Origin of the sequence: Patulibacter medicamentivorans, from assembly GCF_000240225.1 — a bacterium.
Taxonomy (GTDB): Bacteria; Actinomycetota; Thermoleophilia; order Solirubrobacterales; family Solirubrobacteraceae; genus Patulibacter; species Patulibacter medicamentivorans.
In genome coordinates this window covers 1-21,192 of sequence record NZ_AGUD01000045.1, presented here as the reverse complement: position 1 = coordinate 21,192, position 21,192 = coordinate 1, and the positions used below count along the sequence as shown (strand labels likewise).

Annotated in this window: 21 protein-coding genes, 1 pseudogene and 1 riboswitch; of the genes and pseudogenes, 6 read left to right on the top strand and 16 right to left on the bottom strand. The window is 75.1% G+C overall.

Translation table 11 applies throughout. From position 1 onward, the window contains the following. A pseudogene (locus PAI11_RS26815) lies at window positions 1-1,380 on the bottom strand (putative metal-binding motif-containing protein); the annotation flags it as partial. 167 nt (window positions 1,381-1,547) lie between these two features. After that, window positions 1,548-3,644: a helix-turn-helix transcriptional regulator gene (locus PAI11_RS05170; RefSeq protein WP_007571586.1), complete on the bottom strand. Its 2,097-nt coding sequence runs from the start codon at window positions 3,642-3,644 to the stop codon at window positions 1,548-1,550. 167 nt (window positions 3,645-3,811) lie between these two features. On the opposite strand from PAI11_RS05170, the gene PAI11_RS05165 reads away from it, so the two are divergent. Continuing rightward, window positions 3,812-4,072, top strand: a complete 261-nt coding sequence (locus tag PAI11_RS05165) for a hypothetical protein (RefSeq protein ID WP_007571584.1) — start codon at window positions 3,812-3,814, stop codon at window positions 4,070-4,072. 9 nt (window positions 4,073-4,081) lie between these two features. Here PAI11_RS05165 and PAI11_RS05160 read toward each other — a convergent pair whose 3' ends face one another. Then, window positions 4,082-5,155, bottom strand: a complete 1,074-nt coding sequence (locus tag PAI11_RS05160) for a 3'-5' exoribonuclease YhaM family protein (protein ID WP_007571582.1) — start codon at window positions 5,153-5,155, stop codon at window positions 4,082-4,084. Between the two features lie 198 nt (window positions 5,156-5,353). Between PAI11_RS05160 and PAI11_RS05155 the strand changes: the two genes are divergently transcribed. Together PAI11_RS05155 and PAI11_RS26115 are read left to right on the top strand one after the other, a co-directional pair. Beyond that, window positions 5,354-6,256: an alpha/beta fold hydrolase gene (locus PAI11_RS05155; RefSeq protein WP_040598495.1), complete on the top strand. Its 903-nt coding sequence runs from the start codon at window positions 5,354-5,356 to the stop codon at window positions 6,254-6,256. A 70-nt stretch (window positions 6,257-6,326) separates the two neighbouring features. Continuing rightward, entirely contained in the window at window positions 6,327-7,358 is a 1,032-nt protein-coding gene (locus PAI11_RS26115; protein ID WP_007571579.1) for a L,D-transpeptidase, read from the top strand. 126 nt (window positions 7,359-7,484) lie between these two features. Here the strand turns inward: PAI11_RS26115 and PAI11_RS05145 are convergent, their stop codons facing one another. Continuing rightward, window positions 7,485-7,685 (bottom strand): hypothetical protein, encoded by a 201-nt coding sequence (locus PAI11_RS05145; protein WP_007571577.1) that lies wholly within the window; start codon window positions 7,683-7,685, stop codon window positions 7,485-7,487. 163 nt (window positions 7,686-7,848) lie between these two features. Here PAI11_RS05145 and arfB point away from each other — a divergent pair, with 163 nt between their 5' ends. Next, window positions 7,849-8,265 carry an alternative ribosome rescue aminoacyl-tRNA hydrolase ArfB gene (gene arfB / locus PAI11_RS05140; RefSeq protein WP_007571574.1) on the top strand — a complete coding sequence of 139 codons (417 nt, stop codon included), beginning with the start codon at window positions 7,849-7,851 and terminating at the stop codon, window positions 8,263-8,265. 59 nt (window positions 8,266-8,324) lie between these two features. On the opposite strand, the gene PAI11_RS05135 is transcribed toward arfB, so the two are convergent. From PAI11_RS05135 to crcB (PAI11_RS05125), 3 genes are read right to left on the bottom strand one after another with little or no spacing between them, the layout of a single operon-like run. Further along, entirely contained in the window at window positions 8,325-9,401 is a 1,077-nt protein-coding gene (locus PAI11_RS05135; RefSeq protein ID WP_007571572.1) for a DUF190 domain-containing protein, read from the bottom strand. Then, the gene (crcB, locus tag PAI11_RS05130) at window positions 9,398-9,766 is read right to left on the bottom strand and encodes a fluoride efflux transporter CrcB (protein WP_007571570.1); all 369 of its coding nucleotides are present in this window, start codon (window positions 9,764-9,766) and stop codon (window positions 9,398-9,400) included. The genes PAI11_RS05135 and crcB (PAI11_RS05130) overlap by 4 nt, the downstream gene beginning before the upstream one ends. Continuing rightward, the gene (gene crcB / locus PAI11_RS05125; protein WP_007571568.1) at window positions 9,763-10,176 is read right to left on the bottom strand and encodes a fluoride efflux transporter CrcB; all 414 of its coding nucleotides are present in this window, start codon (window positions 10,174-10,176) and stop codon (window positions 9,763-9,765) included. Before crcB (PAI11_RS05125) ends, crcB (PAI11_RS05130) begins: the two co-directional genes overlap by 4 nt. Window positions 10,177-10,208: 32 nt before the next feature. Continuing rightward, window positions 10,209-10,273, bottom strand: a riboswitch (Fluoride riboswitch). A 164-nt stretch (window positions 10,274-10,437) separates the two neighbouring features. Between crcB (PAI11_RS05125) and PAI11_RS05120 the strand changes: the two genes are divergently transcribed. After that, window positions 10,438-11,076 carry a cytidylate kinase-like family protein gene (locus tag PAI11_RS05120; RefSeq protein ID WP_007571566.1) on the top strand — a complete coding sequence of 213 codons (639 nt, stop codon included), beginning with the start codon at window positions 10,438-10,440 and terminating at the stop codon, window positions 11,074-11,076. A gap of 25 nt (window positions 11,077-11,101) precedes the next feature. Here the strand turns inward: PAI11_RS05120 and PAI11_RS05115 are convergent, their stop codons facing one another. From PAI11_RS05115 to PAI11_RS05095, 5 genes are all read right to left on the bottom strand, one after another. Continuing rightward, window positions 11,102-12,022: a 2-hydroxyacid dehydrogenase gene (locus PAI11_RS05115; RefSeq protein WP_007571564.1), complete on the bottom strand. Its 921-nt coding sequence runs from the start codon at window positions 12,020-12,022 to the stop codon at window positions 11,102-11,104. Next, a complete protein-coding gene (locus PAI11_RS05110; protein WP_007571562.1) occupies window positions 12,009-12,563 on the bottom strand; it encodes an SRPBCC family protein in 555 nt (184 codons plus the stop codon). Before PAI11_RS05110 ends, PAI11_RS05115 begins: the two co-directional genes overlap by 14 nt. A gap of 107 nt (window positions 12,564-12,670) precedes the next feature. Beyond that, window positions 12,671-13,099 (bottom strand): hypothetical protein, encoded by a 429-nt coding sequence (locus PAI11_RS05105; RefSeq protein WP_007571560.1) that lies wholly within the window; start codon window positions 13,097-13,099, stop codon window positions 12,671-12,673. A 72-nt stretch (window positions 13,100-13,171) separates the two neighbouring features. Beyond that, on the bottom strand, window positions 13,172-13,648 hold the full coding sequence (locus PAI11_RS05100) for an NUDIX hydrolase (RefSeq protein WP_007571559.1): 477 nt from the start codon (window positions 13,646-13,648) through the stop codon (window positions 13,172-13,174). A 3-nt stretch (window positions 13,649-13,651) separates the two neighbouring features. Then, window positions 13,652-14,551 (bottom strand): SAM-dependent methyltransferase, encoded by a 900-nt coding sequence (locus PAI11_RS05095; protein WP_007571557.1) that lies wholly within the window; start codon window positions 14,549-14,551, stop codon window positions 13,652-13,654. A 221-nt stretch (window positions 14,552-14,772) separates the two neighbouring features. Between PAI11_RS05095 and PAI11_RS28270 the strand changes: the two genes are divergently transcribed. Next, window positions 14,773-16,653 carry a metallophosphoesterase gene (locus PAI11_RS28270; RefSeq protein ID WP_007571552.1) on the top strand — a complete coding sequence of 627 codons (1,881 nt, stop codon included), beginning with the start codon at window positions 14,773-14,775 and terminating at the stop codon, window positions 16,651-16,653. 42 nt (window positions 16,654-16,695) lie between these two features. On the opposite strand, the gene PAI11_RS05085 is transcribed toward PAI11_RS28270, so the two are convergent. The 4 genes from PAI11_RS05085 to PAI11_RS05070 form a co-directional block, all read right to left on the bottom strand. Further along, complete coding sequence (locus PAI11_RS05085) at window positions 16,696-17,745, bottom strand: hemolysin family protein (RefSeq protein ID WP_007571549.1); 1,050 nt, start codon at window positions 17,743-17,745, stop codon at window positions 16,696-16,698. Beyond that, complete coding sequence (locus PAI11_RS05080; protein ID WP_007571546.1) at window positions 17,742-19,121, bottom strand: hemolysin family protein; 1,380 nt, start codon at window positions 19,119-19,121, stop codon at window positions 17,742-17,744. The genes PAI11_RS05085 and PAI11_RS05080 overlap by 4 nt, the downstream gene beginning before the upstream one ends. Window positions 19,122-19,297: 176 nt before the next feature. Beyond that, on the bottom strand, window positions 19,298-19,756 hold the full coding sequence (locus tag PAI11_RS05075; RefSeq protein WP_007571544.1) for a GNAT family N-acetyltransferase: 459 nt from the start codon (window positions 19,754-19,756) through the stop codon (window positions 19,298-19,300). 31 nt (window positions 19,757-19,787) lie between these two features. Then, a partial coding sequence (locus PAI11_RS05070; RefSeq protein ID WP_211656551.1) for an extracellular catalytic domain type 1 short-chain-length polyhydroxyalkanoate depolymerase occupies window positions 19,788-21,192 on the bottom strand: 1,405 nt, incomplete at its 5' end.

Below are 21,192 nucleotides of genomic sequence, written 5' to 3'. Positions count from 1 at the left end.
CGCGCCGCCGCTGCCGCCGAAGCCGCCGGCCCCGCCGCCGCCACCGCCCGCGCCGCCACCGTCGACGCACGCCGCGCCACCCTGGCCGGCGCCGCCGCCACCACCACCGCCACCGCTGCCGTCGCTTCCCTGACCGCCCGGGAACGGCTCGTCGGGCAGGAACGTCTCGTGGGCGTCGTCGAGGCTGTCGCTCGCGCTGCGGCCGTCGGCGCCACGGGTGCCGGTGCCGCCGGGGAAGCCGTCGACCCCGTCCTCGCCACCGTCGCAGCCGTGCTCGAAGCCGCCGCGGCCGGGATTGCCGCCGAAGGGACCCTCGCCGGGTGCGCCGATGATGCCGTCCTGGTCCTCGTGGCCGCCGCTGCCGCCCCGGCCGCCGTAGTTCAGCGGGCTGGTGCCGCCGTTGCCGCCGGTGCCCCGGCCGCCGTCCTCGTCGCCGGGACCGCCAGCCTGCCCGGGGTTGCCGTCGCCGCCCGGCGTACCGTCGACGCCGCCCACGCCGCTGGCGCCGTCGGCCGCCCGGACCCGGACCCGCCGCAGCGTCACGGTCGACGTCTCGGACGCGTTGACCGCGCGCAGGCCGTAGGCGGTCGGCGACTCGGCGCTCGGATCGCCGCGCAGCTCGAGCAGCTGCAACTCCGCGCTGACGCCGTCCTTGGCGATCGCGCCCTGCGGCGCACCCTCGATCCGGGTGATCCCCGGCGCGCCGACTCGGCTCCAGCCGTCGGCGGCGCGGTAGCCGCCGTAGAGGTTCACGCCGTTGCGCAGCCGCGCGCCCTCGGGCAGGCGGTAGACGGCCGCGTCGAGGAAGACGTCCTTGCCCTCCGCCGCCGCCGTGTCGATCGCGACCTGGAGGCTCCTCTTGGGAGCCTCGCGGGTCCCGGCGTTGGCGTCGTCGCCGTCCTCGGGACTGACGAAGACGCCGCCGGCCGGATCGCCGTCGAAGCCGTCGCAGTCGGCGTCGATCGCGTCCGGATCGGCCGGGTCCTCGTTCCCCGGGCGGACCGCGGCGTCGTGGTCGTCGCAGTCCTCGGGAGCAGGCACCCCGTCGCCGTCGGCGTCCGGCCGCGGCGCCTCGGCATCGTCGCGGGGGTTCAGGCAGTCGGTGCCGCGATCGATCTCGACCCCGTCGGCCAGGCCGCCGCCGTCGGTATCGCGGGCGCTGAGCGGGTTGCAGCCCTGGAGCAGCAGCTCCTCGAGCGTCCCCGCCCCGTCGCGGTCGAGGTCCAGCAGCCCGCGGTCCAGCAGCTGGAGCGGATCGAGCAGCGGCTTCAGCAGCGGCTCGAGCGGCGTCGGTCGCGCTTGGGCTGGCGCGCTGGCCGCGGCCGCGGTCGCGGCGACGAGCATCGTGGCCAGCGACCCCCTGACCCATCGACGATCCATGCGGTTCCCCCTCCGTGGTGTGGACACGGCGCGATCGAACCCGACCGCCTACCCGCCGACAATCGGGAGCCGCCCCTGAACCCCGGCCGTCCCGTCTCGACGGTCACCGCAGCCCGACCGTCGGGCAGCCTCCTGGTCCCGCGGGGCGGCGGGACCGGACGGCGCGCTCAGCCGGCGATGCCGGCCGCGGCGTCGCGCACCGCGTCGCGGGCGTCCTGCGGCTCCAGCACCACCAGGTCGCCGATCTCGGTCAGGACCTCGCGGACCAGCCAGTCGACGCCGGCGAAGGCGATCTCGGTGACGAGGGCGCCGTCCTCGAGCTCCTCGAGGATCGTGCGCCGCTCGCGCTCCCAGCGGGCCCGCTCGGGGCTGACCCAGACGCGGGCGCTGCGGCTGGCCGGCAGCTGGCCGGTCCGCGGCCAGCCGGCGACATCGGCCGCGGGGTCGACCTCGGGCCGGCGCTCGAAGGTGTCCTCCTGCACCTCGGCCGAGCGAATCCGGTCGAGCCGGAAGTGGCGGACGTCCTCGCGCATCGGGTCGAAGACCGCGACGTACCAGCCCTCGCGACCGTTGATCAGCGCGTAGGGCTCGACCCGGCGCTTGACGAACTCGTCCTCGTTGGGCTTGTAGTAGTCCAACTCGATCAGCTGGCGGTCCATGATCGCGCCCGAGATCAGGCGCGCCAGGTCGCGGTCGTCGCCGCCGCCGTGCGCGACCTGCAGGCCGTGCTCCAGCGGATCCTCGCCGAGCGCCGCGACGACCTTCGCGCGGACCGTTCCCAGCGTGCCCTCGGGCAGGTGGTCCCCGATCAGGTCGACCGCCGCGACCAGCGCCTTGGCCTCGACCGGCAGCAGCCGCGCCGGCCGCGCGAAGTGGTCGCTGTAGGGCTCGTTGTCGACCTCGACGTGGCCGTCGTCGGTGACCTCGGCGTAGAGCACGTAGGAGCCGCCGCCGAAGTTGACGACGTTGAGGACGTTGATGTCGTCCCGCAGCTCGGGCTCGCTGACGTTCAGGCGGCTGGTCAGCTCCTCGACCTCGAGCCGCTCGTGCTGGCGGCCGGCGTGGATCAGGATCGACGCCAGCGTCACCAGCCGCGCGAAGCGCTCGGGCCGGATCACGCCGTCGCGGGTCGCCGGCGCGGTCACGCCCGGCTCCTCCTCGAGCACGAACGGGTGGCCGGCGGCGACCGGGAAGGCCCCGTCGTGCCGCTCGCGGACCAGCGCGACGCGGCGCTCGTACTCCTCGCGCAGGTCGGCCGGCTCGAGGATCTCGGCGTGCTCGCCGATCCGCATCACCCAGCCGAGCAGCGAGCGGGTCACGCCGTACTCGGTGGTGAAGACCACGTCGCCGCGGATCACGCCGTCGTCGTCGACCGCGGGCGGGACGGCGGGGTCGCCGTCCGCCGGGGCGAACGTCCCCTGCCGCCCGTGGGCGCGCTGGACCTGCCAGCCGATCCGCTCGGCGATCCGGATCCGCGCGGTCCCGACGGACTCCGCCATCTGCCAGTCGGCGCGGTCGCCGTAGGGCCGCGGGTCGAAGTCGACCGGGCGCCGGAAGTCGTGCTCGGCCTTGGTCGCGTAGGCGACCTTGTCGCGGATCCGCGAGAGCCGGAAGACCCGCAGCTCGTCGCGCTCGTGGTCGCGACCGAGCAGGTAGAACTGGCCGCCGCGGAAGAGCAGGTGGTACGGGTCGACCTTGCGCGGCTCGACCGTGTCGCGGTGGATCGAGTGGTACTCGAAGGTGATCGTCTTGTTGCGGAAGATCGCCGACTCGACCTTGGCGAGCCGCTGGGAGGGGTCGCGGCCGTGGACCTGGGCGGTGACGCCGAGCCCGACCGTGCCGATCCCGAGTCCGCGTCCACCGCCGCCGAGCGGGCTCGGACGCCCCCAGGACAGCTGCTGGAGCGCCAGCCGCAGCGGCTCGGCGTAGGCGAACTCGCCGTCGAGCAGGTTCAGCGCCAGCTGCAGGCTGGCCAGCTCGTCGTCGGTGAAGGCGATCGGCGGCAGGTGGAAGTTCTCGCTCCGCAGCGAGTAGTGCTCCTGCTCGGCGGTCCCGTCGCCGGGCCGCTCGATCGTCAGCTGGATCCCGAGCGACTCGAGCTCCGCCCGGTCCGCGTAGAACCGCCGCGCGAACGCGTCCTCGTTCATCCCGCTGTAGCCCTCGACGTCACGCCGGATCTCGAGCGCCGTGACCGGCCGCCGCTCCGCCATGAGGTACGAGATGAGCGAGAGCTGCCTGATCAGCTTCTCGGTGTCCTTCGCCATCGCCGGTGGACTGTACGGCCCGGAGGGGCCCGGCGGGGACTGCTGCGGCCTGGTACTGGACGATCGGTGCGGTCGGCGACGGGCTCCGGAGGCCGCGGGCGGACGTCGCCCGGACGCCGATCGGGCGGGCTCGCGGGGTGGCCGGGCGGCCGCGCTACGCTCGCTCCGTGGACCACGCGCCACGAGCCCACGACCTGCTGCCCGCCCTCCGCCACGGCGGGGTGACGACGCTCGACGGCCTGCGGAGCCGGCTCGGGGATCCCGACCGCGAGCTGCTCGGCTGGGCCCTCGACGACGCCGTCGAGCGCGGCTGGGTGGCCCGCAACGCGCCTCCGGACTGCGGGCCCGACGGGCTCTGCGGGTCCCAGCCGCCGACGACGGTCACGATCACCGCGGCCGGGCGCGAGGCGCTGGCGCGCTCGGCGTAGGCCCCGGGCCTACGCCGCCTGCGGCGCCTCGAACGGGGGCGTCGCCGGAACCGCGTCGGGCACCGCGGCCGGGGCGGCGGCGAGCGCGTCCGCGGGCGGCGGGTCGACCGACTCCAGCGGCTCGACCTCGCGCCGGGCCGGGCCGAAGTAGGCCGCCGAGCCGATCGCGCGGTCGTAGCCGCTCCACTGCTCCTCGGGCGCGAGGCCGCGCTGGAGCCGGTCGAAGCTGCCCATCCGGGCGCCGAGGTCGTCGACGTGGTGGACCAGGACCGCCTCGCGCGTGGCGGGGACGACCGGGCTGCCGTACTCCTGCTTGCCGTGGTGGCTGAGCACGATGTGGCGGATCGAGCGGGCGGTCTCCTCGGGGAAGCCGTCGAGCTTGCCGATCACGCGCCGGACGATCTCGTAGCCGAGGACGATGTGGCCCTCGAGCCGTCCCAGGTCGGTCAGGTCCGGGGCGACCGGGTCGGTCGTGTAGGTCTGGGCCTTGCCGATGTCGTGCAGCAGCGCCCCCGCGACGGCGACGTCGCGGTCGACGCCGCCGAACATCGGCGCCAGCGCCTCGACCGCCTCCGCCACGCGGACGGTGTGGTCGAGCAGGCCGTGGGGATAGGCCTCATGGAAGAACTTGGCCGCCGGCGCCTCGCGGAAGCGCCTCCAGAAGGCGCCGTCGCGGGCGAAGACGAGGTCCAGCAGCCGCCGGGTCCAGCCGTCCCGGGTGCGCTCGATCAGCGCGGCCAGCCGCTGCTCCAGCTCGGCGACCGGGACCGACGGGCCCTCCAGCAGGGTCGACAGGTCGACCTGCTCGCGCGGGACCGGCGAGAGCTTGCCGATCGCCAGCTGGCGGCCGTAGCGCTCGGAGACCTCGATCTTGCCCTCGACCCGCACCGTCGCCCCGCGGACGGCGAAGGCGGAGACCTCGTCGGCGTCCTCCCAGGCGATCGCCGGCAGGGTCTGCGAGCGGTCGGCCAGCTCGAGCTTCAGGAACGGCTCGCCACCCTCGCGACGGACCCGCCGCGAGACGGCACGCACGAGCAGCACGAGGTCGACCGGTGCGCCGTCGTCGAGGTCGCGGAGTTCCATGCGGCCAAGGTACGGACGCCGCCGGACAGCACCGAGCCCGTCACGAGCGCGCGAAACTCCCTGCAGATTGCGACTTTTCCGTGCCGCGATCGACGCGATCACCGCAACCGGACGGTCCGTCCAGTTCGGACCGCCGCGGCCCTCGAACGCCTGGCCAGGCGGCCGGGGATCCGCTTGACAGGCTGTTAGCGTCCGTCCATGCCCCGCGTGGTGATCGACGAGCGTTCGGTGGAGATCGACGGGGTCCGCACCCGTCTCCTCGAGCTCGCGGGCCCGGGCCTGGACGGGCCGCCGCTGCTGCTCCTGCACGGGTTCACGGACTCCGCCGACACCTGGCGACCGGTGATGCTCGACCTGGCCGCCCGCGGCCAGCGCTCGGTCGCGATCGATCTGCCGGGCTTCGGGCAGGCCGATCGACTGCTGCCCGACGAGCCGATGCTGCCCCAGTACGTGCGGCTGGTCGCGGGCCTCAGCGCGCTGATCGGCGACGGCGAGGCCCCGGTGATCGCCGGCAACTCGATGGGCGGCGCGACGGCGCTGCTGGCGGCCGAGGGGCGGCCCTCCCCGGCCGGGATCATCCCGATCGACCCGGCCGGCTTCGACCACCCCCGCTGGTTCCAGCTGATCGACCAGCAGCCGTTGCTGCGCTTCCTGCTCAGCGACGTCAACCCGGTGCCGACGCCGCTGGTGCGGATGATCCTCGCGCAGGTCTTCCGGCAGCTGGCGTTCGCCCATCCGCTGCGAGCCCGGCGCGAGGTCCTCGCCCGCTTCACGCAGCACTACGAGACCCGCCGCGACGTGCGCCGGATCCTCCACACCGGCCGACGGCTGCTGCCCGAGCTGCTGGAGCCGTTCGACCACAGCCTGATCGAGTGCCCGGTGCTGCTGATCTGGGGCGACCGCGACCGGATGGTCAGCCACCGCGGCTCGCGGCACCTGCTGGCCGCCCTGCCCTCGACCGAGTACGAGCTGCTGGCCGACGTCGGCCACTGCCCCCAGCTCGAGGTCCCCGCCCGCGTCGGCGAGCTGATCCACGACTTCTGCGTCCGCGTCCGCGACACGCCGACCGAGGATCCGCGGCGCGAGGTCGCGCACGGCTGAGCGCGCCGGCCCGCCTGCACGAGCGGCTGCAGGTGGCACGGGATCGCGGCGGTCTGCCTACCTTGGAGTGATGCCGTCGTCACCCCGCCGCCTCGGCGTCCCCGTGCGCCTGGCGCTGCTCACGTCCGCCTCGCTGCTGGCCATCGTCCCGCTCGCGTCCGCCCAAGACCCGACGCCGACCACCACCACGCCGACCGCGCCGCTGATCAAGGCCGGCGTCAAGGTCGGCGACCTCGACCTGTCCGGCAGGACCCGGGCCGAGGCCGTCCAGCTGCTGACCCAGGCCTACCAGGGCAAGCGCGCCTCGAACGCCGACGTCGTGGTGCGGGTGGCCAACCGGCCGCACCGGCTGACGATGGAGCGGATCGGCTACGGCTACGACGCCGACACGACCGCCGGCCGCGCCCTCAAGGCCCGCGGCGGCGAGACCGTCCAGCCGGCGATCGGCTGGGACTCGGCGGCCTTCTCGAAGTGGCTCGACGCGCTCTCCTCGATGCAGAAGCGGACCCGCGACGCGACCGTCCGGATCGGGATCACCAAGCAGCGGATCCGCGGATCGCGCAAGGGCTGGAAGCTCAGCCGCGGCGCCCTCCGCAAGCTGGTCGTTCCGGTCCTGCTGGACCCGGCGAAGGACCGCTCCGCCCTGCTGCTGCCGGTGATCCGAACCTCGCCGTCGGTCACGATCGCGTCGCTGAAGCGCCGCTACGGAACCCTGATCACCGTCGACCGCCAGACCTTCCACCTGCGGCTGTTCAAGAAGCTGCGGCTGTCGAAGACCTACCGGATCGCGGTCGGCGCCGCCGGCCACGACACGCCCCCGGGGATGTACTCGATCACCTCCAAGCAGGTGAACCCGGCCTGGCACGTCCCGAACTCGCCGTGGGCCGGATCGCTGCAGGGCCAGGTGATCCCCGGCGGGGCGCCCAACAACCCGCTCAAGGCGCGCTGGCTGGGCCTTCGCGACGGGATCGGGATCCACGGCACGGCCGAGTCGTGGTCGATCGGCAGCCGCGCCTCGCACGGGTGCATCCGGATGCATCCGAGCGACGTGATCGACCTCTACGGCCGGGTGCCGATGGGGACCGCGGTCAAGATCCGGTAGCCGGACGCTCGATCGCGCTCTCGTGATCGAGCGGGGGCCGAGACGGCGATCCGGGGCCGCTGGGCCGTCGGATCGCCGCTTCGCCGTCGCTGCGGCGACCAGACGGCGATCCGCGGGCGGGTCCGGCTAGCGCAGCGTGTTGCGCAGCATCCAGCCGCTGAGCACCGCGCCGACGACGCCGATCGCGACCAGCCAGCCGAGCCCCACCACCAGGCCGACGATCGCGGCCACGGCGAGGCCGCCGGTCGCGACCGTCAGGCGGAACGCCTTGTCGACGCGCTGGGTGCGGCTCAGGCCGCTGCGGGATCGGCGCTGCAGATCGCTCATCGTTCCCCCATCCTCGCAGGCGCGAGTGCGATCGCGCCAGGATCGGGGCGAACGACGGCAGCCGGCGGGCCGGTCGACCGGCGGGCACGGTCGCCGACCGCCGTCCGGCGTGCGTCGGCGCCGACGGTCGCGCGGCGGCGACTCGCGTAGCCTGCGACGGACGATGGAGGACCAGCACCTGCGCATCACCGGGAGCGTCCGGATCCCGTTGCGGGAGATCGTCGTGCGGGCCAGCCGCTCCTCCGGCCCCGGCGGCCAGCACGCCAACGTGACCGCGTCGCGGATCGAGGTCAGCTTCGACGTCCGTCACACGCACGCGCTCAGCGCCGGCCAGCGCGCCCAGGTGATCGAGCGGCTCGGGCCGGTCGTCCGCGCGATCGCCCAGGACGCCCGCAGCCAGGCCCGCAACCGCGACCTCGCGATGGAGCGGCTGGCCGACCGGCTGCGGCAGGCCCTCTACGTCCCGCCGTCGCGGCGCGCGACCCGCCCGACCCTCGGGTCGAAGAAGCGCCGGGTCGAGGCCAAGGGCCGCCGCGCGCAGGTCAAGCGCGGCCGCCAGCGGCCGAGCGCCGACGACTGAGCGCGATCCGCCGAGGATCGGCGACCGGTGGATCCAGGCTGCGCGCCCGCGCCCCGCCGTCAGCGGAGATCCGCCAGCGCCAGGCCACCGTGGCCGGCGTCGGAGCCGGCCGCGGAGAAGCCGGGCACCGCCTCGCAGGTCACGAGCCCGGTCTCGCTCGTGAGCGCGTCGGCGATCGCGAACCAGCGGCCGATCCGCGACGGCCGGTCGACGATCACCGTCACCACCGGCACCCTCCGGCGGACGGCCAGCAGGCGATCGCCGTGCGGCGCATGGTCGCCGTGGAAGCCCCACGACCCCCGCAGGACCGTGGCGCCGGCGGCACCCGCGGCCCGCAGCTGATCGACGAGCGCCGCGTACAGCGGCCGACCGTCGTGGCGAGCGCTCTCCGAGGCGTAGACGACCAGCTTCTGGCCGATCGCCGCGCCGGCCGGATCGACGTCGGGCAGCGCCGGCGGCTCGGCCAGCCGGACGCCGTCCCGCTTGCAGACGAGGATCCGCTCGATCGTCGCCGTGCGCGGGACGGCCAGGCCGTCGAGCGCGACCAGCGCGCGCTCGGCCGCCGCGGCGTCGCCGACGCTCTGGATGATCGCCGGGACGTCGGCGTTGGCGGACAGGAAGCGGGCGCGCCGCCGCACGCCGCCGCGGGTGCCGTCGACGGCCGGCAGGACCGTCGCCCCGGCCATCCCGGCCGCCCGCAGCCGCGCGACCGCGACCTCGTAGGCGTAGGTCCCGTCGACGCGGGCCTGGCGGCCGACGAGGACGGTGAGCTTGCGCTGCCCCTCGCGATCGAACGGCCCCGGCGCGCCGGAGACCCAGGCCCGCTCGACCGTCACCAGGCCGCGTCGCTGGACCGCCAGCACGTCGTCGAGCAGCGACGCGATCCGCTCGCGACGGTCGATCGCGACGGCGACGACGGGCAGGTCCTCCGACAGGCTCAGCAGCCGGTCGCTGCGCAGCGCGTGGTGGAGCCCGAAGCCCGCGACCCCGCGCAGCAGCGCGCTGGCCGCGACCCCGCGCTCGGCGAACCGGTCGAGCAGCTGGTCGACGGTCCGCCCGGCGCCGTCGCGGTCGCGCTCGCCGAGGTAGCTGGTGAGTCGCAGGCCGTCGTGGACGACCCGCTCGCCGGCGCTCACCAGAGGCCGCCGATCGCGCGCCCCGCCAGCACGGCCAGCAGCCCGAGCGCCAGGCTCCCCGCGACGTTCGCCGCGAGCACGCCGAACCGCCCCTCCTCGGCCGCCCGGTGGCTCTCCAGCATCCAGGTCGAGAACGTCGTGTAGGCGCCGACCAGCGCGGTGCCGGCCAGCAGCAGCGCGTCGCCGTCCAGGTCGATCCCCGACAGCACGCCGAGCACCAGGGCTCCGCTGACGTTGACCGCCAGGGTCCCGCTGGGGAAGCGGGCGGCCGTCGCCCGGGAGACCGTTCCGTCGAGCAGGAACCGCAGCAGCGCCCCCGTGCCCCCGAGCACGCCGACGCCGATCCAGACCAGCACCCCGCTCATGGCCGCAGGCGTGCTCGCCGCACGAGGTTCGTCGCCAGGGTCATCGCCGTCAGGCCGGCCGCCACCGATGCCGCCGCGTAGCCGATCGCCAGGCCCCAGGCGCCGGCATCGGCCATCCGCACGATCTCCAGCTGCATGGTCGAGAAGGTGGTCAGCCCGCCGCAGACCCCGGTCCCGAGGAACGGCCGCGGGTAGGTGGAGACCGGCAGCCGCTCCTGCAGCCGCGTGACGGCCCAGCCGAGCAGCGCGGCGCCGAGGACGTTGACGAGGAAGGTCACCCACGGCCAGCTGGCCGGGTCGTGCGGGAACCCCTCGACGAGGCCGGCGCGGGCGAGCGCGCCGAGCGCGCCCCCGGCGAAGACCGCCAGCAGCAGGCGCGGATCGGGCGACGAGGAACGAGGTTGGGGCATCGGGCGGGCAGGCTCCACGAGCGTCGGATGACGTGGTCGTAGAAGCCATCAGCGGTCACGCCGCGGTTGTGGAGCGGGCCTCATCGCTCTGCGGCCGCGAGCGGCCGCCGCGGCCAAGGGTGGCAGATCGAGCGCCGCCGCGGCAACCGTCGCACGCGGCCGCTCATCCGTCCCCCGTCGGCCGCCGTCCGGAGTACCGTGGGGGCTACGGAACGCGCCCGCCGGGCCACCCCGCCGAGCGCTGGAGCGGAGGAGCGCGACATGACGGTGATCACGATCTCGGCGTCCTACGGCGCAGGCGGCAGCCGGATCGGCCCGGCCGTCGCCGAGCGGCTCGGCGCAACCTTCCTCGACCGCGCGATCCCGACCGAGGTCAGCGAGCGGCTGGCGGTCCCGCTCGACGACGCGCTGCGCCGCGACGAGTCGCTGGGCAGTGCGCTGGAGCGGCTGCTCGTGCGACTGGCGCCGGTGGCGCAGGTCTACGGCGGGGGCGGCCTGGAGCGCGACGAGCTGCTCGACGACCGCGCCTACCAGCAGGTGACCGAGCGGGTGATCTGCGACCGGGTCAGGCGCGGGTCGGCCGTCGTGCTCGGCCGGGCGGGCGCCTTCGCCCTCCGCGACCACCCGGGCGCGCTGCACGTCCGGCTGGACGGGCCGCGCGACCGGCGGCTGGCCCAGGCGATGCGGATCGAGGGCATCGACCGCGAGACGGCCGAGCGGCGCCTGGAGCAGACCGATCGCGCCCGCGAGGCCTACGTCCGCCACTTCTACCGCTGCGACCCGCGCGATCCGTCCCACTACCACCTGGTGATCGAGTCGACGACGATCCCGCTCGACGCCTGCGTCGACATGATGGTCGCGGCGGCGCTGGCGCGGGTGCCCGCGGCGGTCCCCGCCTGACCCGGGCGTCGGGCCGACGTCGGAGCTACGGCCGCTCGATCACGTTCGCCAGCGGCTGGCCGGCCGCGAACCGCCGCAGCTGCTCGACGACCAGCCGCCGGGCCCGCGGCGGGAAGGTCGCCGAGCCGCCGGCGACGTGCGGCGTGATCAGGATCCCGGGCGCGGTCCAGAGCGGGTGGTCGGCCGGCAGCGGCTCCGGGTCGACGACGTCGAGCGCGGCTCGCAGCCGACCGGCCTCGGCCACCAGCGCCGCGGTGTCGATCGCGCTGCCGCGGCCGACGTTGACCACCAGCGCCCCGTCGGGCAGCAGCGCCAGCCGCCGCGCGTCGAGCAGCCCGCGGGTGTCCGCGGTGTCGGGCACGACCAGGACGACGATCTCGGCATCGGGCAGCAGCCGGTCGAGGTCGTCGATCGCATGGACGCCCTCGTCGGGCCGCGCGCGCCGGGCGACCGGGACGACCTGGGCCTCGCAGGCCTCGAGCCGGCGGGCGATCGCGCCGCCGATCGCGCCGGCGCCGACCAGCAGCACGCGGCGGTCGGCGAGCGAGCCGACGAAGTGGGGATCCCAGCGCCGGGCGTCCTGGTCCCGGACCCACCGCGGCAGCTCGCGCTGGGCGGCGAGGATCAGCGCCAGCGCGTGCTCCGCGGTCGAGGCGTCGTGGAGGCCGCGGCCGTTGGCGACGACCACGTCGGGCCCGACCAGCGGCAGCAGCTCGTCGACGCCGGCGCGGAGGCTCTGCACGATCCGCACGCCCGGCAGCCGGTCGAGCGCCTCGTAGGCTCGCGGCACCCCGTAGGGGAGGACGTGCAGCGCGACGTCGTCGAGGTCCGCCGGGGGATCGCCGGTGCCGTCCCAGACGTCGACCCGCAGTCCGAACGGCCACTCCGGCCCGGCCACCTCGGCCAGATCGTCGAAGGGCACGAGGACGCGGTCACCGGTCGGCATCGACCGGATTCTGGCAAGCCGCCTCGAGCGATCCGAGCGCCGCCGCGAACCCCCGCCGCAGCCACCAGCGGCCGCCCAGCGCCAGCAGCAGCCGGTCGCCCCGGCCGACCCGCAGCACGTCGGCGCGCAGGGTCACCGCCGTGCCGTCGCCGGCGGGCTCCAGTCGCCAGGCGACCTGCGCCGCGGTCCGCCGCCCGACCTGCGCCACCCCGACGATCTCGCGCTCGCGGACGGTCGCCTGGATCTCGGCCTGGGTGGTGCGGTACAGGCCGAGCGGCCCGGCGACCCGCAGCACGCTGCCGTGGTGGGCGCCCCGCCGGCCCTCCAGCCGCACCACCCGCACGAACCGCTCCGCGATCCGCCAGTGGTTCTCGAGATCGGCGAGGAAGGCGAACAGCGGGCCGGGCGCGACGGCCACGACCCGCCGGGCGACGATCGGCGCGCCGACCCGCGACTCCCGGCCGACGGCGGGGGCCGCCGAGCGGCCGGCGGGCGCCGCGTCGGCGTGCGGCGGGGCGAGGGGCAGGGCGTCGTCGGTCATCGCGGAGCCGGGACGGGAGCCGGTCCCGGTCAGTCTTCTCCAGGCCCGGGCGGCGGTCAACCCGCGGGCCGCCGCCGGGCGCGGTCGCGGTCGCGGCGCGACGCGCCCTAGGCGCGCAGCTCGCGGCGCAGGCAGATCTTCAGGCCCGACCAGATCGGGCTGATCGCGCAGACCTTGACGTCGACCAGGCCGCGCGGCAGCACGACGTCGCGGATCCGGTCCTCGGTCACGTCGGTCGGGACCTTGCTGGCCTTCTTCGGCCAGGCGACCCAGAAGGCGCCGTCGGGGGCGGTCGCCCGGGCCAGGTCCGGCAGCTGCGCCTCGAGCGCGGCCAGCTCGCTGACGAAGGCGATCGCCAGGTCGACCGGCCCGTCGAGCCCGGCCGCGGCCGTCGAGCCGTCGGGCAGCGGTCCGAGGCCGCGCTCGACGAAGCCCTCCGGCGCGTCGAGGACGGCGATCCGCAGGCCCTCCTTGACGCCGAGCTTCCTCGGCAGCGGCGTCTTGGCGTAGCCCTGGTCCCATTGGTCGGCGGCCATCTCGCCGCGGATCATCGCGGCTGGCAGCGGCCTGCGCGATCGGCCGTGCGGGCGATCTCGCGGGGCCGGCGGTCAGTCGGCGAGCGCCGCGACCAGCCGGTCGAGGAACGCCTCCTGCGCGGCGACCAGCCGCGGGCGCGCCTCGTCGACGGTCATCCAGGCCACGCGATCGACCTCGGGGACCACGATCGTCCGTCCCGATCGCGGGGGCCACGGCATCTCGAAGGTGCCGGGGACGATCGCCTCGGGGTCCAGGTCGGCCTCGACCGCCCAGGCCCGGACCCGCTTGCCGCTGCCCTGGCGGACCTCGCCGAGGTCGATCGCCGGGCCGTCCGGCGCCGCCAGCCCCAGCTCCTCGACGAACTCGCGGCGAGCGGCGTCCAGCGGCGGCTCGTCGTCGGCGTGCTCGCCCTTGGGGATCGACCACGCCCGCTCGTCCTTGCGAGCCCAGAGCGGTCCGCCCATGTGCGCGATCAGGACCCGCAGGCCGTCGCGGTCGCGGCGGTGCAGGAGCAGGCCGGCGCTGCGGCGGTGGCGGGCCTCGGCCATCGCTCAGATCCGCTCGAAGACCAGCCGGAAGTGGTCGAGCAGCTCGCGCTCGAAGCAGACGCTGTTGGCGCTGACCCCCGACGTGAACGCCAGCCGGAAGTCGGAGCTGGTCAGCCAGCGCGGCACCAGCCGGGCCTTCATCAGCGTCTTGCGCAGGCTCGGCTCGGCGAAGCGGCTGCGCCACTGCTTGATCGTCTCGATGTAGTCGAGCCGGCCGCTGACCGCCGAGACCAGCCGGAAGTGGGGCGCCGCGCTGCGGACGATCTGCTCGTGCCCGAACGGCAGCCACGACCCGGGGAACTGGCGGCCCATCAGCGCCAGGTACCACTCGTCCGAGTCGCGCGGCGCATCGATGCTGACCCGCTCGGGATCGATCATGTTGCGGCCGAAGACCATCGTCTGCAGGTAGAAGCGGCCGCGGTCGGGCAGCAGCCCCGCGACGTTCGCGAAGAGGTCGCCGTAGATCTGCTCCTGGCGGCCGGCCGCGGCCTCCTCCGGCGAGCAGAAGTGCTCGAAGGCGCCCAGGCTGGCGACCGCGTCGAAGCCGCCGAAGCGGTCGCGATCGACCTGGCGCGCGTCCTCCAGGTGGACGTCGAGGCCGTGGCGCCGGCAGGCCGCCGCCTGGGCCGACGAGAGCGTGACGCCGACGCCCTCGGCGCCGCGGCGGCGGATGTCCGACAGCAGCGGTCCCCAGCCGCAGCCGAGGTCGAGGATCCGGCGGCCGGGCTCGATCCCGATCTGCTCGGCGACGTAGTCGTGCTTGCGCCGCTGCGCCTGCTCGAGGGTCAGCGAGAAGTCGCCGTCGTACTTCGCGCCGCTGAAGTCGGCGGACTCGCCGAGGCTCAGCCGGAAGATCCGGTCGATCAGCGAGTAGGTGAACTCGAGGTCCTGGCGGTCAGCCATCGTCGTCCCCGTTCGCGGCCACGGGCCGCCCTGGTGGAAGCGGGTCTCCGCAGGCTAGCGAGGCCGGCCGTCGGCTTCCGGCGATCAGGCTGGCGCCGGTCGACGAACCGGGCGCGCCGGCGCTCGCGACTTGGGGCCCGCTTCACCGCACGGCAACGTTCGGCGGCTTTCGAACTGGTTGGTTGGCTCCGCACGTCACCAAACGATTTGGAACTTCCCCGATGGCTTCAGCCACCCCACGCCGCCTCGGTCGCCTGACGGCGATCACCGCGGCGCTCGCCCTGCTGCCCTGCGCCGCCTCGCAGGCCGCGATCACGCAGGCGCACCTCGGCTTCGCCGGCAACACCAGCACGGCGATGACGGTCACCTTCAAGGAGGACGCGGCGGTCGCCGGGACCACCGCGACCGCCTACGCCCGGCCGGCCGGTGCCGCCGGAGGCGTCGCCGCCTGCGCCGCGGCGGGCGCCCCCGGCGACTGCCTGACGCTGCCGCTGACGCGCACCGACGCGCAGGGCAAGGCCGGCGGTCCCGGCCCGGTCTTCACGTTCTTCACGGGGACCTTCACCGGCCTGACGCCGGGCGCCAGCTACGACTGGCTGGCCACCAGCAGCGCGACCCCGGCGGGCGTCGCCCCCGGCACGTTCACCACGGCCAAGGGCGGCGACAAGCCCTACACCGCGGCGACCTACGGCGAGGTCCACGTCGACGACGGCGACGACGTCGTCGCGTTCGGCGCGTCGGGCCCGGGCGACTACAGCGTCCCGGGCGTCATCGGCCTGAACCAGGCGAACAAGGTCTCCTGGAACCAGAACCAGCGGCCGGCCTTCGTCGTCTCCTCCGGCGACAACCTGAACGACGGGACGAAGGAGGACATGTGGGACCGCCTGCTGAGCGCGGCCTACAGCTTCCCGAACGGCACGCCGCTGGACGGCTCGCCCACCCGGACCCTGCTCGGCAGCGTCCCGTTCCTGTCGGCGCTCGGCGACCACGAGTACAAGAACACCGCGCAGCCGGGCACCGCGTCGCCGCTCTTCTACGCCCACTTCCCGAACCCGGCCAACGGGCCGTCAGGCCAGGAGAACCGCTCGTACTCCTACGACTACAACGGCGTCCACTGGACGATCCTCGAGGCGAGCCCCGGCTCCAAGCCGTCCGTCTACCCCGACTACTGGAAGCACGAGCTGGAGTGGCTCGACGCCGACCTGGCGTCCGCCGTCACCCGCACGCGGTTCCAGGTCGTCGTGATGCACCAGCCGCCGTTCCACTCCAAGACCAGCCGGGTCTACCCCGAGTACGCGGACCCGGAGCTGCGTGACGACGTGATGCCGCTGTTCGACAAGTACGGGGTCGAGGTCGTGGTCTCCGGCCACGACGCCCACAACGTCCGCAGCTACCCGCTGGTCGGCGTGCCGACGCCGGACCGCCAGGCCGGGCAGCCGAAGCTCTCGCCCGAGATCGTCGCGCCCGGCAAGGGCACCACGTACCTGGAGCAGTCGACGACCGGCAAGAACTACGACGGCCTGCTCGACGGCGAGCCCTGGGTCGCCTGGTCGCAGTCGGCGGAGACGATGCCGGCGGTGCTGCTGTTCACCTTCGGCGCCAAGGCGATCAGCGCCAAGTTCGTTCGCACCGACGCGCTCGACCCGGTCACCCACCAGCTGATGGCGACCGGCCAGCCGGTCGACAGCTTCACGATCCCGCAGGTGCCGGTGCGCGGCAGCGACGTCCCGGCGACCGGTCCGGCGGGGCCGGCCGGCCCCAAGGGCGACGCCGGCCAGAACGGCGCCAGCGGCCCCAAGGGCGACAGCGGCGCCACCGGCCCGAAGGGCTCCCGCGGCCCGGCCGGCCGCGACGCCAAGGTCTCCTGCCGCGTCACGCGGCGGAAGGGCAAGCGCACCGTGTCCTGCAGCGTGCGCAGCGTCGGCAGGAGCACGCGCGCGACGCTGGTCCGCTCGCGCGCCCAGCTGGTCCGCGGCGGCCGGACCTACGCCCGCGGCACGACGGCCAAGCTGGCCGCCCGCCGCGCGATCGCCCGTGGCCGCTACACGCTGCGGGTGACGGTCGGCCGCGACCGGCTGTCGTTCCCGGTCCGCATCGGCTGATCGACGCGCGCCGCCGGCCCCGCACGCCGCGGGGCCGGCGGCTCACGGCCCGATCAGCCGCTGGCTCTCGTCGCGGATCTCGCCCACCAGCTCCTCCAGCACGTCCTCGAAGGCGACCATGCCGACGACCTGGCCGTCGGCGTCGCGGACCTGCGCCAGGTGCGCCGTCGACTGCTGCATCGTGCGCAGGATCGAACGCAGGCGATCGCTGTCGCGGACCACCGGCAGCGGCCGCACGAAGCGCGCCGGGAGCGGCGCGGCGCGCGGGACCATCTCGTCCCGCAGCAGGTCCTTGACGTGCAGGTAGCCGCTCCAGCCGCCGTCCGCGCCGCGGACCGGGAAGCGCGAGAAGCCGGTGCGCCCGGCGAGCGCCTCGATCTGCTCCAGCGTCGCGCCGGCCGGGATCGTCTCGAGGCCGGCAGCGGGCAGCAGCACCGCGCGCGCCGTGCGGTCCTCGAACTGCAGGGCGTCCAGCAGCAGCCGGCCCTCGCCGTGCTCCAGCAGGCCCTCGCGGTGCGACTCCTCGACCAGCCCGGCGACCTCGTCGCGCGTGAACGCGCTGGTCACCTCGTCCTTGGGCTGGACCCCCATCGCCCGCAGGACCAGGTTCGCGATCCAGTTCAGCAGCGCGATCACCGGGCGCAGCACGCGCACGACCACGACCAGGATCGGCGCGAGCACCATCGCCGAGCGCTCCGGGCCGGCCAGCGCGATGTTCTTGGGGACCATCTCGCCGATCACGACGTGCAGGAAGACCACGACGGTCAGCGCGATCGCGAACGCCACCGGGTGCAGCAGGCTCTCGCTCACGCCGACGTCGGCGAACGGCCCCTCGAGCAGGTGGGCGACGGCCGGCTCGCCGATCGCGCCCAGTCCGAGCGAGCAGATGGTGATCCCCAGCTGGGCGCCGGCCATCATCAGCGAGACGTCCTCCATCGCGCCGAGCGTGATCCGCGCCCGCCGCGAGCCGGCCTCGACGCGCGGCTCGATCACGGTCCGCCGGGCCGAGACGAGCGCGAACTCGGCCCCGACGAAGAAGCCGTTGGCGGCCAGCAGCGCGATCGCCACCAGCAGCGCGATCCCGTCGCTCATCGCCGCTGCTCCCCGTCGGCGGCGACATCCTCGTCGTCCCCGTCCTCGTGCTCGATCGGCCGCACCCGCAGCCGCAGCTCGTCGACGCGCAGGGCGTCCATCCGGGTCACGGTCAGGGTCAGCTCGTACCGCGGGCGCTCCCCGTCCGGCAGCAGCAGCTGGACCTCGTCGCCGGCGTCGGGGACGCGCTCCAGGTGCAGCGCGACCAGCCCGCCGAGGGTCTCGTAGTCCTCGTCCTCGGGGATCTCGACGCCGACGACCGCCGTCGCCTCGTCGGGACGCAGGAGCCCCGACAGCAGCCAGCTGCCGTCGGCGTCGCGCTGCGCGAGCGTCTCGGGGGCGTCGTGCTCGTCGGTGACCTCGCCGACGATCTCCTCGATCAGGTCCTCGAGCGTGACGACGCCGGCGACGGCGCCGAACTCGTCGACGACGACGGCGATCTGCAGCCCGCCCTCGCGCAGCATCGCCAGCAGCGGGTCGAGCTCGAGCGTGTCGGGCACGACGACCGGCTCGCTCATGATCTGGCCGACGGTGACGGTGTCGCGCTGCTCGTAGGGGACGGTGAACGCCTGCTTGATGTGGACGATGCCGATCACCTCCTCGGCGCCCTCGCCCTCGACCGGGAACCGCGAGTGGCCGGTCTCGCGCGAGAGCCGCAGGACGTCGGAGGCGGTCGCCAGCGGCGTGATCGCGTAGGTCCGCACGCGCGGCGTCATGACGTCGAGCGCGCGCCGGTCGCCGAACGCCAGCGACCGCTGCAGGAGGTGGGCGGTCTCGGGCTCGAGCGTCCCCTGCTCGGCCGAGCGGCGCACGAGCGATCCCAGCTCCTCGGCCGAGCGGGCCGAGGCCAGCTCCTCCTGGGGCTCGATCCCGAGCCGGCGCAGGATCCGGTTGGCGGTCCCGTTGAGGGCCCGCAGCGGGATCGCGTTGGCGTGGGTGAACCCGCGCTGGAACCCGGCCACCCTGCGAGCGGTCGCCAGCGGCCGGGCGATCGCCAGGTTCTTCGGCACCAGCTCGCCGAGGATCATCGTGAAGGCGGTCGCCAGGATCAGCGCGATCGCGACCGCGACCCCGTCGACCGCGCCCCCGGGGATCCCGGCGCTCCGCAGCGGCCCGTCGATCAGGCGCGCGATCGACGGCTCGGCCAGGAAGCCGATCGCCAGGTTGGTGACCGTGATCCCCAGCTGCGCCCCGGACAGCTGGGTGGAGAGGGTGCGCAGCGCCGCCAGCACGCCGCCGGCGCGACGGTCGCCGCCGTCGGCCGCGCGCTCGACCGTCGGCCGGTCGACGGTCAGCAGCGAGAACTCGGCCGCGACGAAGAAGCCGCAGGCGACGACCAGCGCGATCGCGACCAGCAGCAGGAGCAGCTCGATCATCGGCCGCTCCCGGGAGCATCCCGGGCCGTCGTCGGTCCGGGAGCAGCGCGCGCGAGGGCGCGCTCGGGACTGGAGGCCGGGTCCTCGCCGGCAGTCTCGGGCATCGAGTGGATGCTAGAGGGCCCCGCGGGGGCACGCCGCCCTCCGCAGCCGCAGCGACCCCGGCGCCGCCGGGCTCAGCCCAGGGCCAGCGTCATGAACACGCTGTTGGGATCCGGCCCGTAGCCCTCGAACGGCCCGCACTCGACGAAGCCGCGCGAGCCGTAGAAGGCCCGGGCCGGGGCGAAGAAGCCCTGGGCGCCGGTCTCCAGGCTGACCCTGGCGTAGCCGCGGGCGCGCGCCTCGTCGAGCACGTGCGCGAGCAGGCGCGCGGCCACTCCGCGACGGCGGGCCGCGGCGGTGGTCCGCATCGACTTGATCTCGCCGTGGTCGGCGGCGATCTGGCGCAGGGCCGCGCAGCCGAGCAGGGCGCCCTCCGCCCGCAGCGTCCAGAAGCTGACGTCCGGCCCGGCCAGGGCCAGCGGATCGAGCGCGTGGATGCTGCAGGCCGGCGAGTTCGCGCGCATGTCGCGCAGGTGCTGCTCGAGCAGGGCGCGGACGTCGTCGCGGAGCGGGTCGTCGCGGTCGATCTCCATCGCCCCAGTCTGCCGCGTCCGCCCGCGCCGCTCACGAGGAACCGGCGCGCCGCGGGCCGCACCCGCGGTAGGCATGCCGGCGGGTGACGCGGTCGCCGCCACGGGTGCGCGCGCGGACGACCACGACGGTCCGGGTCCGGACGCGCGCCGGCAGGCGCAGGCGCAGGCGGTCGCGCGCGATCCGGGCCGCGACCCGACGCCCGTTGACGGTCGCGGTGGCCGCCGTCGCGCCAGCGGGCAGCCGCAGCGCGATCGACCGCTCGCGACAGCGCTGGGGCGGCGTCGGGGCCGGGACCGGGGCGGCCGCTGGCGGCGGCGCGACGGGAGCCTCGGCGCAGGGCATCGCCGTCGAGCGCCTGGTGTAGCGGGAGAGGAACCGCCACGAGATCTCGGCGCCGCTGGGGCCCTTGGGATCGGTGAAGCTCGCGAGCTTCGGATCGCTCGAGCCCCCGGACCAGAAGTGGTTCATGCCGTGGACGACCCAGCGCTCGCCGATCAGGCAGCCGTTCGGGTCGCGGTAGGTGCGGGCGGTCGAGTCGTGGCCGCCGGCCTGGCGCTCCTGCCGCACGGTCGCGGGCGTCAGCGGGATCGGCCCGTCCTGGCGCCCGCCGATCACGAGGTTGTTGGTGCGCAGGCCCTGCTCGAGCGCCTTCTCCTGGCACGCGGGCACGATGCCCGTGTCGGCGTCGCCGCCGATCACGAGCCGCGGCACCACGCGCGCCCGCGGGCCCATCTCCTTGAACGCCTGCCACGCGCTGTCGGCCACCGGGGTCGTGACCGGGCTGCCGAGCAGGCAGAGCGGGTCGGCGTAGGCACCGGCCGACATGATCCCGACGGCGGCGTAGAGGTCGGGGTAGGCGGCGGCCATGATCGAGGTCATGAAGCCGCCCGCCGACATGCCCATCAGGTAGACCCGCTCCGGATCGATCCGCCGCCGCGCCATCACCTCGCGCGTCATCCCGGCGATCGCGCCCGCGTCGCCGCCGTCGCGGTGCCAGCTGCCCGGCCAGAAGAACCGCCAGCAGCGCGCCAGCGGTCCCGGCTGCGTGGTGGCGCCGAAGTCGACGTCCGGGTAGAGGACGACGAACCGCTCGCGCTCGGCGAGGCGGTTGTAGAGGTTGGCCCGCATCTGCTGCTCGGCGGTCGTCTGGCAGCCGTGGACCATCACGAGCAGCGGCGCGGGCCGCGCGGGGTCGTAGGACTTCGGGGTGTAGACGAGCGACGGATAGGCGGCGACGCCGGTCCCGTGCGAGAGCCGCTCGACCGTGCCGGGGTCGGGCGGGTCCGCCGCGGCGGCCGGAGCAGCGGCCACGGACAGCGACAGCGCGACGACCACGCCGAAGCGGAGGACGCGGCGGATCACCGGGACCGCCCCCGACGCGCGGCCGCCGCGGCCGGGCAGGGCCGCGGCCGTCCGCTGGCGCGCAGCCGCACGC